Consider the following 13,406-nt stretch of genomic DNA (forward strand, 5'->3'; position numbering starts at 1 on the left):
GTCATGGCATGGACCGATAAAAACAGCCCCATCGTGGCGGTGGCCACCGCCCCGGGGCGGGGTGCCGTGGGCATTGTGCGGGTGTCGGGTCGCGGGCTCGCGCCCCTGGCGCACGCCCTGACGGGGCGCACCCTGGTGCCCAGGCAGGCCAGCTATGGTCCCTTGCGGGATGCACAGGGCCAGGCCATTGACCACGGACTGGCCTTGTACTTCCCGGCGCCCCACAGCTACACCGGTGAGGATGTGCTGGAGCTGCAGGCCCACGGCGGGCCGGTGGTGCTGCAGTTGCTGGTGGCCCGCTGCCTGGAGGCGGCCGAGGCGATCGATGCGGCCAGTGGTCGGCCCTGCCTGCCGGGCTTGCGTCTGGCCGAGCCAGGCGAGTTCACGGAGCGAGCCTTTCTCAATGACAAGATCGATCTGGCGCAGGCCGAAGCCATTGCCGATCTGATCGATGCCAGCACGGAGGCGGCGGCGCGCTCGGCCAGCCGCTCTCTGGGCGGGGCGTTTTCGAACGAGGTCAATGCCCTGCGTGACCGCCTGATCGATCTGCGCATGCTGGTCGAGGCCACACTGGACTTTCCCGAAGAAGAGATCGATTTCCTGGAAAAGGCGCGGGCGCGTGAGCGGCTCGATGCGGTGGCCGCCGCCCTGGATGCCGTGCTCGTGCAGGCCCGTCAGGGCGCCCTCCTGCGCGAGGGGCTGCAGGTGGTGCTGGCTGGTCAGCCCAATGCGGGCAAGAGCTCGCTGCTCAATGCCCTGGCCGGAGCCGAGCTGGCCATCGTGACCCCGATCGCGGGTACGACGCGCGACAAGGTCAGCGAGACGATCCAGATCGAGGGCGTGCCCCTGAAGGTGATCGACACGGCCGGATTGCGGGCTCAGCATGAGGCCAGTGACGAGGTCGAGCGCATCGGCATGGCGCGCAGTTGGGAGGCCATCGGCCAGGCCGATGCCGTGCTGTTTTTGCACGACCTGACCCGGGTGGATGACGCGGTGTATGCCCAGGCCGATGCCGACATCGCCGCCCGGGTGGCCGAGGCGATCGAGGGCCGGGTGCAGGTGGTGCATGTGTTCAACAAGGCCGATGCCTGCGCGCCCGAGCGGGTGGTGCAGGCCCTGGCCATGCCGGGCGCGCCTCCGGGGCAGGCGGTGGCCTTGTCCGCCCGCACGGGCGATGGCCTGAGCGAGTTGCGGCGGCTCCTGCTGGACCTGGCTGGCTGGCAGCACAACCCCGAGGGCGTGTTCATTGCCCGGCAGCGGCATGTGCAGGCCTTGCGACAGGCGCGTGAACATCTGGCGCTGGCCCAAGCCCATGCAGCGCAGTCCGACGGGGCGCTGGACCTGCTGGCCGAAGAGTTGCGCCTGGCCCATGATGCGCTGGGACGCATCACCGGGGCGTTTTCGGCCGACGATCTGCTGGGCGAGATCTTCAGCCGCTTCTGCATCGGCAAGTGAGCCACGACGGGCGCATCACCCTCTGAAAAGGTGTGTGAACAAGCGTAATCTGCGTGTGCAGTGCAGCAAACTCGGCTAAATTAGTGCATTCCCGCCTACACGGAGCGGGCTGTTTGTCTTGGTGAGGAACGGCATGGACGCAACGGAACTGGTTCACGCGATACAGACGCTGAATGCGGAAGATGTCTTCCGGCCGCGGCTGGACGCGCAGCAGTGGCGTGTGCTGTGTCAGTACCTGACGCGTCATGAACTGCGCTCGGGTGACTTGCTGATCAAGCAGGGCGACCATGATCGCACCTTGTATTTCCTGGGCCAGGGCTCCCTGCAGGTGTTTGTCAGCGGGGGCTCGCCAGGGGCATCTCGCATCGCCATCCTGCGCGCGGGCTCCATCATTGGCGAGCCCGGGCTGTTTGCCGACGGTCCCCGCATGGCCAATGTCGAGGCCATGACCCCCTGCGTGGTCTGGGCCCTGCGTCTGCCGCGCTTTGAAGAACTGGCGGCCCGCGTGCCGCAGGTGGCGGTCGAGGTGGTTCGCGCGGCGGGATCGGTCATGGCCCAGCGCATGCGCGCCAACATGCTGCGGCAGGTGCCCAGCGCCTGAGGGAGTGCGACCGATGTCTGGCCCGCACGAGCTCCATCGGCCCACGGTGCTGGTGACGGACGATTCCCCGCAGAACATCGAGCTGATGTCCCGCGTGCTGGGGCCGGAGTACCGCATCAAGGTGGCCACCTCGGGCGACAAGGCCCTGCAGCTGGTCTATGGCGATGAGCCACCCGATCTGATCTTGCTGGACATCATGATGCCCGACCTGAGCGGGCACGAGGTGTGTCGGCGCATCAAGGCCAATCCGGACCGCTGCCGCATCCCCATCATCTTCGTGACGGCCATGGGCACGGTCGAAGACGAAAGCCTGGGCCTGGCCCTGGGCGCGGTGGACTACATCACCAAGCCCATCAGCCCGCCGCTGGTGCAGGCCCGTGTGCGCACGCACCTGGCGCTGTACGACCAGTCACGCGAGCTGGAGCGCATGGTGGCCCAGCGCACGGCCGAGCTGGTGGCCACGCGCCAGCAGATCATCCGTCGGCTGGGCCGTGCCGCCGAGTACAAGGACCACGAGGGGGGCAACCATGTGGTGCGCATGGCGCATGTGGCTCGCCTGATCGGCCTGGAGGCGGGTCTGGGCCCGGCCTCATTGCAGCTGCTGTTCCAGACCACGGCCATGCACGACGTGGGCAAGATCGGCATTCCCGATCACATCCTGCTCAAGCCCGGCCCCTTGACGCCCGACGAGTGGACGCAGGTGCGCACCCATCCCCAGATCGGCGCGGAGATCATCGGCGCCCATGAGAACGAACTGCTGTCGGTGGCGCGCACCATCGCGCTGAGCCACCATGAGCGCTGGGATGGCACCGGTTATCCCCTGGGACTGCAGGGCGAGCAGATCCCGCTGTTCGGGCGCATCGTGGCCATCGCCGATGTGTTCGATGCCCTGATGTCGCGGCGCCCTTACAAGGCGGCCTACCCGCTGGCCCAGACCCTGGAGATCATGGCCAGTGAGCGGGGCAAGCACTTTGATCCCACGCTGCTGGACGCCTTCTTTGCCCGCCAGCATGAGATCGTGCAGATCATGGCCCAGTACTCGGACGAGCGTGGGCTTCAGGGCGACTGAGTTGCGTGGGTCTGCCAGGCCGCCAGCGCGATGCGGGCCTGATCGAAGTCGTAGCTCTGCAGGGCCTGCTGCAAGGCCTTGACCTGGGGCGAGGTTTGCAGCGTGGGTTCGGCGTCCAGCATGTCTCTGACGGTATCGGGGGCCTGTGCGTCGTGGTCGTCGATCAGCCGGGCCAGGCGGGCCCACCAGCCGTTCAGCGTGCCGCGGGTCGGCCCGGGGCCGTTGCTGTCCGTGGCGGCTTCGTGGGCGGCATGGAGCTGGCGGATGTCCTGCAAGACGGCGTTCAGCTCGGCACGGACCTGGTCGGCGGCGGCCTGCAGTCGGGCTGGGTCGACATCGCCGTCCGTGGGGTGGCACAGGCCTTCGAGGGTCAGGCAGGCGTCGGCCAGGGCATGTGCGCCGATGTTGCCCGCCAGACCTTTGAGGCTGTGGGTGTGTTGCCAGGCGGCTTCGATCTGCTGGGTGTGCAGGGCCTGGTCGATCTGGTCGGGCAGCTCGGACTGGGTCTTGTCGAAACCCTTGAGCAGCCGGCGGTACAGGTCCAGATTGCCCATGCAGCGCGCCAGGCCATCGACGGTGTCCAGGGTCTGGCTGGCGGGGGGCGCCGGCTCGCTCAAGGGGCCGGGTGCGGTGGGTGTGAGCGGCCGCGAGGGCTTGATCCACCGGGCCATGATGGTGAACATCTGGGCCAGATCCAGGGGCTTGGTGATGTGGTCGTTCATGCCGCTGGCCAGCACGCGTTCGCGGTCGGAGGCCATGGCGCCTGCTGTCATGGCGATGACGGGCAACTCGGCCCACCGCGGTTCGCTGCGGATGTGCTGCGTGGCGGTGTAGCCGTCCATGACGGGCATCTGGCAGTCCATGAGCACGCCGTCGAACGGGCCCAGGGTGTGCAGTTTGTCGAGGGCCTCCTGGCCGTCGTTGGCGGTGACCACGTGCAGGCCGGCGCGTTGCAGCAGGTCACAGGCCAGTTCCTGGTTCATGGGCTGGTCTTCGACCAGCAGGATGCGGGCGCCGGCCAGTTGCCGTTGCGCCTGCTCCAGCACCTTGCCGCTGTGGGGTGGGGTGGGGGGCAGGGCCAGTTCCTGACCCAGGGCCTGACTGACGCTGTCCAGCAGGGTGGAGGGTGTGACGGGCTTGTTGAGGATGCCCGCCAGGCCCACGCCGCTGGCTGCCCGCTGGGCTTCGTCGCGCGCGAAGGCGGTCACCAGCAACACGCAGGGGCGCTGCTCGGGGGGCATGGCCAGGGCCGCGCGGGCAAAGGCGATGCCATCCATGCCGGGCATCTTCCAGTCGGTCAGCAGGATCTCGTGCGGGCGGCCCTCGGCCATGGCGGCCTGCATCTGGGCCAGGGCATCGAGGCCGCTGGTGGCCAGGGTCACGTCCAGTCCCATGCGGCGCGCCATCTCGCCCAGGATGTCGCGGGCAGCAGGGTTGTCGTCGACCAGCAGCAGACGGCGGCCGCGCAACTCGTGCGCCGCCAGGGCGCGGCGTGTGCCCGCGGTCTGGGCCTGCAGGCCCATGCGCACGGTGAAGTGCAGGGTGCTGCCTTGGCCGAGCTGGCTTTCTGCCCAGATCTGGCCGCCCATCATCGCGACGAGTTGCCGGCTGATGCTCAGGCCCAGGCCGGTGCCACCGAACTGGCGGGTGGTGGAGTTGTCGCCCTGGGTGAAGGGCTCGAAGACCTTGCCCAGCTGTTCGGGGCTCATGCCGATGCCTGTGTCCTTGACCCAGAAGTGCAGGGTGACGGCGTCGGCCTCCAACTGCTTGACCTCGCAGCCCACGATGATTTCGCCGCGCTGGGTGAACTTGATGGCGTTGGTGCCCAGGTTGATGAGCACCTGGCTGAGGCGGGTCGGATCGCCCCGCAGGGCGGTGGGGATGTCGGCCCCGGCGGTGAAGAGCAGTTCGAGCTGTTTTTCCTCCGCCCGCACGCCCAGCACGTCGGCCATCTGGTTGATGACGCTTTCCAGCTGGAACTCGGTCTCCTCCAGGGTGAGCTTGCCCGATTCGATCTTGCTGACATCCAGGATGTCGTTGAGGATCTGCAGCAGGTTGCCTGCAGCCCGGTGGGCCTTGTCGACGTAGTTGCGGGCCTTGGGCGGCAGCTCGTCCATCAGCGCCAGATGGGTCATGCCGATGACCGCGTTCATGGGGGTGCGGATCTCGTGGGACATATTGGCCAGGAAGCGCGATTTGGCCTGGGTGGCCGATTCGGCCGCCTGCTGGGCCTGGGCCATGGCCAGGGCCGTGGCCTTGCGCTGTGAGATGTCCTGGATGATGGCGCACAGCTGGATCTGGCCATCGTATTCAAAGGGCACGATCATCACTTCCGCCTGGAAGGGGGTGCCATCCAGGCGGGCGTGGGTCCACTCGAAGGTGTAGGGCTCCTGGCGGTTGACCTTGTCCTGGATGATGGGCAGCAGATCACGTTGCAGGGCATCGGTCTCGGGGGTGACCGGCGTCATGGGGGGCAGATTGGGGTGCAGACCCAGCAGGGCCTGCTCGCTGGGCGCGCCGAAGAGTTGCACCAGCGCCGGATTGCAGCGGATCACGGTCAGGTCCTGCTGGCAGAACAGGAAACCGACGGGCGCGTGGGTGAAGACGGCTTCCGTGCGTGCGTCGGCCTGATGTCGTGCGGTGATGTCTTGCCAGTAGCCGTTGAAGGTGCAACTGCCATCGGCGTGCACGGTGGGCGTGCACTCGCAGCGGATCCAGCGGCGCACGCCACCTTGCTCGATGGGGTACTCGCGTCCTTCCGTGGGGGGTTGCAGGCCGAGCAGACCGGCTTGGCGCCAGGCGCGCGCCGCGTCCATGCGCAGCTCGTCTTCGGTGAGGCCCAGCAGCTTGTGCACCCCCTGTCCGACGAAGGTGAAGCGGCCCTCTCCGGTCAGTGGCTGGTGGTAGCGGAACACGGTCAGGGGCAGGGCATGGGCCAGGTGTTCCAGCTCCTGGCGGGCCTCGGTGAGGGCCGTCAGCCGTCGGGCGCGCTGGGCCAGGGAGGCCAGCAGCCAGTAGCCGGCAATGAGCGCGAGGGATCCAGCCACGCTCCAGCCGATGATGAGCGGGCTTTCTCCCTGGATCGGCACCAGGATCCAGGCGGTCAGGTGGCCATGGTCCAGCGGGCGCGACAGCACCATGTGCTGCCGGTCGTCGATGTCCACCGTGGCAACGCTGTCCGAGCCCAGGTTCATGCTGCCCTGGCGCCAGGGCAGCTCGCGCGGGACCAGGCGGTAGAGCATGTTGAGGGTCTGATCGCTCTGCTGGCGCGGACCCTGCAGGGCCGTGCGGGTGAGCAGGTCACCGCGCGCATTGCTCATCAGGATCACGCCGTTGCTGTCGGTCACGAACAGGCGTCGGCGTGCGTCGTCCAGCAGTGGCTTCATGGCATCGGGGGTCTGCTTGACCACGACCAGGCCCTGGGGGGTGCCTTCGCCGCCCACGCGGGCGCAGAAGTAAAAACCGGGCACGTGGGTGGTGCGGCCGACCAGGAACTGCATGCCCTGGCCTTGCTCCAGGGCGTTGATGTAGTACAGCCGGGTGCGACGGTTGCCGCCGATGTTGTTGATGGGGGTGTCGTAGAGGCTGTCGGCCACGATGGTGGCATGGCGGTCCATCAGGTAGATCTCGTTGACCCCGAAGTCCTGGGCCGTGTCCTTGAGCAACTGGCTGATGGCGCGCACCTCGGGGCGGCGTGTCAACTGATCCCTGACGCGCAGGCGGTCGGATTCGCCCACCCGGCTGGAGTCCGCGACGTGTTCGGTGCGCAAGAAGGTGTTGACGCTGTCCTGCCGGGTCAGGGCCCGTGGCAGGGCCGCGAGTTGCTGGAAGGACACGTTCAGCGAACGGTGCAGGCTGTCGAGCCGGTACTGGGCGTTGGTGCGGACCTCCTGGCGGTGCCGGTCGATCTGCTGATGGAGCATCCAGGCGGTGCCGGCCGCGACCACCACGGTCCAGAGCAGGGCGCCACGCCACAGGTGCCGAACCTGCAGACGCATGGATGACGACCGGGTCGATGCCTCCTGAGCGAGCGCGTCCATGGGGCTTACCTCCTGTTGAGTGCCCGTGGATGGTGTTTTGGTGCCAAGGGCGTTGTGCAACGATTGTGCACGGCCCTCGGCGACTTGTCAGTCAGGGTGCACCGTTGACCAGCGTGTGTTCTGCACGCGACAGGGCCTGAGGTCGCCCTGACAGGACCAGGGTGTCGCCCGCATGGAGGCGCAGGCCGGGTGAGGCATGGAGCACGGCGCCTTCGGCGCGTCGCAGAGACACCACGGCCACCTCCTGGAGCATGGGGGGGAGCTCACCGAGCGTCAGGCCGATGCAGGCGGCGTCCTCGCCCAGGGTGACGGCCTGCAGGCGTTGCAGATCGAGTTCGTCCACGGAGTCGTCGTCCGCACCGTGAAAGTAGTCGCGCAGCAGGCCGTAGCGGGCGATACGCTGGTCCTGCACCAGGCGGATCACGCGCCGCATGGGCACGCCCACCAGCGCCAGGGCCTGAGAGGCCAGCATGAGCGAGCCTTCGATGGCTTCGGGCACCACCGCGCTGGCACCGGCGGCCTGCAGGGCGTCCATGCCGGATTCGTCGATGGTGCGCACCACCACCGGCACCTGAGGTGCCTGCTGGTGGACCAGGGCCAGGATCTTGAGGGCGGCCGGCACGCTGGGCCAGGTGATGACCACGGCGCTGGCGCGGGCCAGGCCCGCCGCGCTCAGGCTCTGCAAGCGGGTGGCGTCCCCGAAGACCACGTTCTGCCCGGCGGCGGTGGCCTGCTGTACGCGGTCGGGGTCCAGATCGAGGGCGATGTAGGGGATCTTTTCGATGCCCAGCATGCGCGCCAGGTTCTGCCCGCTGCGCCCGTAGCCGCAGATCAGCACATGGCGATCGGTGTTGATGGCCTTGGAGGCGATCTTCGTCATGGCCAGGGACTGCATCATCCAGTCGGTGGACGACAGGCGGTTCACGATGCGGTTGCTGTAGAGGATGATCAGCGGCGTGGCCATCATGGACAGCACCATGGAGGCCAGCAGGGGGCTCTGGGCCCGCTGGGCGATCAGGTGGTGGTCGCTGGCCAGGCTCAGCAGCACGAAGCCGAACTCGCCGGCCTGGGCCAGGTACAGGCCGGTGCGCAAGGCCACGCCGCTGGAGGCGCCAAACCAGCGCGCCAGGCCCGCCACCATGGTGAACTTGAACAGCACCGGCAGGGTCGACAGGAGCAGCACCAGCATCCAGTGCTCAAAGACGACCCGCCAGTCCAGTTTCATGCCGATGGTGATGAAGAACAGGCCCAGCAGCACGTCGTGGAAAGGTCGGATGTCGGTTTCCACCTGGTGCTTGTATTCGGTCTCGGCCACCAGCATGCCGGCCACGAAGGCGCCCAGGGCCAGGGACAGGCCGGCGTGTTCGGTCAGCCAGGCCAGGCCCAGGGTGACCAGCAGCAGATTGAGCATGAAGAGCTCTTCGCTCTTGCGCCGGGCCACCAGCGTGAGCCACCAGTGCATGAGCTTTTGCCCGCCCGCCAGCAGCAGGCCCAGCAGCACGGCCGCCTTCACGGTGGCGATCAGCAGGGCCATGGTGAGGTCGGCGCCGCTGGCGCCCAGGGTGGGGATGAGCACCAGCAAAGGCACCACGGCCAGATCCTGAAAGAGCAGGATGCCCAGCACCCGGCGACCGTGTTCGGCGTCCAGCTCCAGGCGCTCGGCCATCATCTTGACGACGATGGCGGTGGAGCTCATGGCCAAGGCACCGCCCAGGGCGATGGCGCTGGACCAGCTCAGGCCCCAGCCCAGCAGGCCATTGGGGTGTTTGTCGTCCAGCCCGGCCCAGGCCATGCCCAGGCTCAGCAGGCCGAAGCCCGCGACGGTGGCCAGCATGGTCAGGATCACCTGGCTGGAGCCCAGGCCGAAGACCAGCTTGCGCATGCTCTTGAGCTTGGGCAGGTTGAACTCCAGCCCGATCACGAACATCAGGAAGACGACGCCGAACTCGGCCAGATAGCGCACCCCCGCGGAATCCTTGGCCAGGGCCAGGGCGTTGGGGCCGATGACCACGCCCACGGCCAGATAGCCCAGCATGGGGGGCAGCTTGAGGAGGCGGCAGATCACCACGCCGATGACGGCGGCGAACAGATAGAGCAGGGTGAGGTCGAGCGTGGAGGCCATGTTGTCCCTAGAATCCCCTGATCCTACTGTGTGGACACACCTTCATGCCCAAACCCCTGCCTTCTGATCAGGCGACCTTGCCCGAAACCCCCGGCGCGCAGGCCTTGCTGGGCCTGGCCCAGCGCGCCCTGCAGATCGAGGCTCAGGCCTTGCTGGACCTGCGCGACCGCCTGGCGGGCGCACCGGGTCGGGCCTTGCTGGCGGCGGTGCATTGCATCCTGGCCTGCCCGGGTCGGGTGGTGGTGATGGGCATGGGCAAGAGCGGCCATGTCGGGCGCAAGATCGCGGCCACGCTGGCATCCACCGGCACACCGGCCATGTTCGTGCATCCGGCCGAGGCCCACCATGGCGATCTGGGCATGGTCACGCCGTCGGACGTGGTACTGGCCTTGTCCAACTCCGGTGAAAGCGAGGAGCTCACGGGCCTGCTGCCGGTGCTCAAGCGTCTGGGGGTGCCCATGATCGCCATCACGGGCAAGGCCGAGTCGTCGCTCGCCCGCCATGCCGACATCGTGCTGGACAGTGCCGTGGCCCAGGAGGCCTGCCCGCTGAACCTGGCGCCCACGGCCAGCACCACGGCCCAGCTGGCGCTGGGCGATGCCCTGGCGGTGGTGCTGCTGGAGGCCCGTGGCTTCAAGGCCGAGGACTTCGCACGTTCGCACCCGGGGGGCTCGCTGGGCCGCCGCCTGCTGACCCATGTGCGCGACGTGATGCGCGCGGGCGAGGCCGTGCCTGCCGTGGGCCCGGACACCCGCTTTGGCGACCTGATGCGCGAGATGAGTGCCAAGGGGCTGGGCGCGGCGGCCGTGGTGGATGCGGCCCGGCATGTGCTGGGCATCTTCACCGACGGTGACCTGCGCCGCAAGATTGAGGCGGGGGTGGATCTGCGTGACACCACGGCCCGCGAGGTGATGACGCCCCGCCCGGCCACCATTGGCGATGACTTGCTGGCGGCCGAGGCGGTCGCCCTGATGGAGGCGCGACGCATCACCACGGTGCTGGTGGTCGACGCCCAGGGCGTGCTGGTGGGCGCGCTCAACACCAATGACCTGATGCGTGCCAAGGTGATCTGATGCGAAGCCTGTCCTCTGCCCTGCGTTTTGACGAGGCCACACTGACCGTGGCGCGCGGCATCCGGGCCTGCATCTTTGATGTCGATGGGGTGTTGACCGATGGCAGCATCTTCATCAGCGCCGATGGCGAGACCCTCAAGGCCTTTCATGCCCTGGATGGCCACGGGCTCAAGTTGCTGGCCCGCGCCGGCATCACCCCCATCGTGATCACGGGGCGGGATTCGCCCGCCGTGCGTCGGCGACTGGCGGATCTGGGCCTGAGCCACGCGGTGTTTGGTGCCCACGACAAGCTGGCGGCGGCCCAACCTCTGCTGCAGTCGCTGGGCCTGGACTGGCCCCAGGTGGCGGCCATGGGCGACGACTGGCCCGACCTGCCTTTGCTGTTGCGGGCGGGTTTTGCCTGTGCACCGCTGAATGCCCACGCGGAGGTGCGCGCAGCGGCCCACCACGTGACGGCCCTGATGGGCGGGCAGGGGGCGGCACGGGAATGCTGTGACCTGCTGCTGCAGGCCTCAGGACACTACGAGGCTTTGCTGCATGGTCATCTGACCACACTCGACACCACGGCCCCGGGAGCACGCGCATGAAGTGGCCCCGTCCGGTTGTGGTGCTGGTGGCCCAGTTCCAGGCGGCCCTGCCCTTGCTGGTCCTGGGCGGGCTGGCGGGCTACACTTGGTGGCTGGTGCAGTCCGCGCCGGGCACGGGGGGCGCAGCGCGTCACGAGCCGCCGGCCACGGCGCCCGACTATGAGCTCATGGGCGCCACGGTCGAGCGCTTCGATGTCCAGGGCCAGCGCGTGTCCCTGTTGCGAGGGGCGGCCATGAGCCATTTCTCCGAGGGCGATCGCCTGGAGGTGCAGGATCTGCAGCTGGTGGCTCGCAATCCGCAGAATCAGGCCGTGCAGGCCCGGGCGCATCAAGGGCGCTATACCGGGCGCGATGACGTCGTGGACCTGCTGGGCAGTGCGCGCGTGGTGGCCACGCCCGCACCCGGCTCGGGCATGGCCGGCCCCCTGGTGTTTGAAGGGGAGGCCCTGAAGGTGGACATGGCCCACCATGTGCTGAGCTCCCATCGGCCGGTGCATCTGAGCAGTCCGTCCGGTGAGTTGCGCGGCAGCAGCCTGCGTCACGATGCCCGTGCGGGCGTGTCGGTGGTGGGGGGGCGTGTGACGGGCACCTACCGGGTAACGCCGCCATGAGGGCTGGGGTCGGCACGCACCGGCGCCTGGTGCTCATCACCGGCGCGTCCAGCGGCATCGGCCAGGCCCTGGCGGCCGAGTATGTGGCCCGAGGCTGGCGGGTGGCCCTGGTGGCGCGGCGTCAGGCCGCCCTGCAGGACTGGATCGCGCAGCAGGGCTGGTCGCAGGAGCAGGCCTGCAGTTATGGGGCGGACGTTCGCCGCGACGAGGACATGGCCGAGGTGGCCCGCCAGTGTCTGGCGCACCAGGGCCTGCCCGATGTGGTGATTGCCAATGCCGGCATCAGCGTGGGGGTGGATCTGCGTTACGCCGAGGATCTGGGCGTGCTGCGCGACCTGTACGAGACCAATGTGCTGGGCGTGGCCGCGACCTTTCAGCCCTTCATCGAGCCCATGGTGGCGCGCGGCCAGGGCGCCCTGGTCGGCATTGCCAGCGTGGCGGCGGCGCGTGGGCTGCCGGGCCATGCCGGCTATTGCGGCACCAAGGCGGCCGTGGTGCAGATGTGTGAAACCCTGCGGGGCGAGCTGGCGCCCGCAGGGGTGCGGGTCGTGACCCTGGCGCCAGGGTATGTGGCCACGCCACTGACGCAGGACAACGACTACCCCATGCCTTTCCTGATGCGCCCCGAGGTGTTCGCCCGGCAGGCGGTGAATGCCATCGAGCGCGGTGTGCGTTTCAAGGTCATCCCCTGGCAGATGGGCGTGGTGTACGCCCTGCTGCGGGCCCTGCCCAGGGCCCTGTTCGATGCCCTGGTGGGCGCACAGACCCACCGCAAGAAGCGGCGGCGTCCGTGATCACAGATCAGTGATGGTGGTGGTGTCGGCCCTTGCCGCCACGGTCATCGCGTCGGTCATCGCGCCTGTCGTCACGGCGGTCATAGCGATCGTCACGGTCGTGGTAGCCGCCACGACCCGGCTGGACGATGACGGGCTGGGTCACGAAGTACACCGGCTGGCCGCAGGCGCGGTAGCGGGCGCAATAGCGATCCCAGCGCTTGTAGTGGCCGGGAGGCACGTGCATGTAGATCGGGCGTTGCACGCGGGCCACGGGGCCTTGCTGGATGATGACGGGCTGGGGGTAGACGAGCACAGGTTGCCGGTCACCGATCTCGACGCGACCGTAAAAGCCGGGCTGGTTGACGGACACGGACACGCCGACATCGGCGGCCTGAGCCAGACCACACAGGGCGGTGCCCAGGGCGAGGGCCAGTTGTTGAATGCGTTTCATGTGCTTGCTCCTTGGTACGGGGTGGCATGGATGTCACCCCTTTCATTGTCAACGCCAGGACGATGCCACACGATGACAGGTGCTGTGTAAGTGTTTGCTAAGCAAGACCCGGGATCCCCCAATGAAAAACGGTGCCACATGGGCACCGTTTTGTTCAGACAGCCGGGTTGGGCTGGCGATCAGTAACCGCCGCGGCCACCGCCGTAGCCGCCACCGCCGCCTTCGCGACGACCGCCGCCGCCAAAGCCACCACCGCCGCCGCCTTCACGACGGCCGCCGCCGAAGCCGCCACCACCGCCACCACCACCTTCACGGCCACCGCCGTAGGGGCTACGGAAGCCGGAGGGACGCTCTTCACGGGGACGAGCGACGTTGACCACCACCGAGCGGCCAGCCAGAGGCTGACCATTCAGGCCGTTGATGGCAGATTGTGCTTCAGCGTCCGAACCCATTTCGACAAAGCCGAAACCCTTCGAACGGCCCGTGTCACGGTCCATCATCACCTTGGCCGATTGAACCATGCCGTAGGCGCCGAAAGCGTCTTGCAGGTCCTGATCGCGGACGCTGTAGGCCAGATTGCCTACGTAAAGCTTGTTGTTGCTCATGGAAAGGAGCTCCTAT

Annotated in this window: 11 protein-coding genes; 7 read left to right on the forward strand and 4 right to left on the reverse strand. The window is 68.0% G+C overall.

The window, feature by feature from the left end:
* The first annotated feature begins 3 nt into the window (after positions 1-3).
* The 3 genes from mnmE (at position 4) to VFW84_RS14390 (ending at position 3,125) form a co-directional block, all read left to right on the forward strand.
* Positions 4-1,455 (forward strand): tRNA uridine-5-carboxymethylaminomethyl(34) synthesis GTPase MnmE, encoded by a 1,452-nt coding sequence (gene mnmE / locus VFW84_RS14380; RefSeq protein WP_329681147.1) that lies wholly within the window; start codon positions 4-6, stop codon positions 1,453-1,455.
* Between the two features lie 133 nt (positions 1,456-1,588).
* On the forward strand, positions 1,589-2,056 hold the full coding sequence (locus VFW84_RS14385) for a cyclic nucleotide-binding domain-containing protein (RefSeq protein WP_329681148.1): 468 nt from the start codon (positions 1,589-1,591) through the stop codon (positions 2,054-2,056).
* Between the two features lie 13 nt (positions 2,057-2,069).
* Positions 2,070-3,125, forward strand: a complete 1,056-nt coding sequence (locus VFW84_RS14390) for a two-component system response regulator (RefSeq protein WP_329681149.1) — start codon at positions 2,070-2,072, stop codon at positions 3,123-3,125.
* On the opposite strand, the gene VFW84_RS14395 is transcribed toward VFW84_RS14390, so the two are convergent.
* The gene (locus VFW84_RS14395; RefSeq protein ID WP_329681150.1) at positions 3,113-7,165 is read right to left on the reverse strand and encodes a response regulator; all 4,053 of its coding nucleotides are present in this window, start codon (positions 7,163-7,165) and stop codon (positions 3,113-3,115) included. The two genes, VFW84_RS14390 and VFW84_RS14395, sit on opposite strands and share 13 nt — an antisense overlap.
* A gap of 91 nt (positions 7,166-7,256) precedes the next feature.
* Positions 7,257-9,287, reverse strand: a complete 2,031-nt coding sequence (locus tag VFW84_RS14400; RefSeq protein ID WP_329681151.1) for a cation:proton antiporter — start codon at positions 9,285-9,287, stop codon at positions 7,257-7,259.
* Positions 9,288-9,331: 44 nt separating this feature from the next.
* On the opposite strand from VFW84_RS14400, the gene VFW84_RS14405 reads away from it, so the two are divergent.
* From VFW84_RS14405 to VFW84_RS14420, 4 genes are read left to right on the forward strand one after another with little or no spacing between them, the layout of a single operon-like run.
* Positions 9,332-10,360 (forward strand): KpsF/GutQ family sugar-phosphate isomerase, encoded by a 1,029-nt coding sequence (locus VFW84_RS14405; protein ID WP_329681152.1) that lies wholly within the window; start codon positions 9,332-9,334, stop codon positions 10,358-10,360.
* Positions 10,360-10,947, forward strand: coding sequence for a KdsC family phosphatase (locus VFW84_RS14410; protein ID WP_329681153.1), 588 nt, complete (start codon positions 10,360-10,362; stop codon positions 10,945-10,947). The genes VFW84_RS14405 and VFW84_RS14410 overlap by 1 nt, the downstream gene beginning before the upstream one ends.
* Complete coding sequence (gene lptC / locus VFW84_RS14415; protein ID WP_329681154.1) at positions 10,944-11,558, forward strand: LPS export ABC transporter periplasmic protein LptC; 615 nt, start codon at positions 10,944-10,946, stop codon at positions 11,556-11,558. The genes VFW84_RS14410 and lptC overlap by 4 nt, the downstream gene beginning before the upstream one ends.
* Positions 11,555-12,352, forward strand: coding sequence for an SDR family oxidoreductase (locus VFW84_RS14420; protein WP_329681155.1), 798 nt, complete (start codon positions 11,555-11,557; stop codon positions 12,350-12,352). Before lptC ends, VFW84_RS14420 begins: the two co-directional genes overlap by 4 nt.
* A gap of 7 nt (positions 12,353-12,359) precedes the next feature.
* On the opposite strand, the gene VFW84_RS14425 is transcribed toward VFW84_RS14420, so the two are convergent.
* Positions 12,360-12,785 (reverse strand): hypothetical protein, encoded by a 426-nt coding sequence (locus tag VFW84_RS14425; protein WP_329681156.1) that lies wholly within the window; start codon positions 12,783-12,785, stop codon positions 12,360-12,362.
* A gap of 179 nt (positions 12,786-12,964) precedes the next feature.
* On the reverse strand, positions 12,965-13,390 hold the full coding sequence (locus tag VFW84_RS14430; protein ID WP_329681157.1) for an RNA-binding protein: 426 nt from the start codon (positions 13,388-13,390) through the stop codon (positions 12,965-12,967).
* Positions 13,391-13,406 lie beyond the last annotated feature (16 nt).

Origin of the sequence: Aquabacterium sp. (assembly GCF_036279655.1) — a bacterium.
GTDB lineage: Bacteria > Pseudomonadota > Gammaproteobacteria > Burkholderiales > Burkholderiaceae_C > Aquabacterium.

Excerpts from the sequence above, each read along its gene's own strand:
- mnmE (WP_329681147.1), top strand. The coding sequence starts at position 4 with ATGGCATGGACCGATAAAAACAGCCCCATCGTGGCGGTGGCCACCGCC.
- VFW84_RS14385 (WP_329681148.1), top strand. The coding sequence starts at position 1,589 with ATGGACGCAACGGAACTGGTTCACGCGATACAGACGCTGAATGCGGAA.
- VFW84_RS14390 (WP_329681149.1), top strand. The coding sequence starts at position 2,070 with ATGTCTGGCCCGCACGAGCTCCATCGGCCCACGGTGCTGGTGACGGAC.
- VFW84_RS14395 (WP_329681150.1), bottom strand. The coding sequence starts at position 7,165 with ATGGACGCGCTCGCTCAGGAGGCATCGACCCGGTCGTCATCCATGCGT.
- VFW84_RS14400 (WP_329681151.1), bottom strand. The coding sequence starts at position 9,287 with ATGGCCTCCACGCTCGACCTCACCCTGCTCTATCTGTTCGCCGCCGTC.
- VFW84_RS14405 (WP_329681152.1), top strand. The coding sequence starts at position 9,332 with ATGCCCAAACCCCTGCCTTCTGATCAGGCGACCTTGCCCGAAACCCCC.
- VFW84_RS14410 (WP_329681153.1), top strand. The coding sequence starts at position 10,360 with ATGCGAAGCCTGTCCTCTGCCCTGCGTTTTGACGAGGCCACACTGACC.
- lptC (WP_329681154.1), top strand. The coding sequence starts at position 10,944 with ATGAAGTGGCCCCGTCCGGTTGTGGTGCTGGTGGCCCAGTTCCAGGCG.
- VFW84_RS14420 (WP_329681155.1), top strand. The coding sequence starts at position 11,555 with ATGAGGGCTGGGGTCGGCACGCACCGGCGCCTGGTGCTCATCACCGGC.
- VFW84_RS14425 (WP_329681156.1), bottom strand. The coding sequence starts at position 12,785 with ATGAAACGCATTCAACAACTGGCCCTCGCCCTGGGCACCGCCCTGTGT.
- VFW84_RS14430 (WP_329681157.1), bottom strand. The coding sequence starts at position 13,390 with ATGAGCAACAACAAGCTTTACGTAGGCAATCTGGCCTACAGCGTCCGC.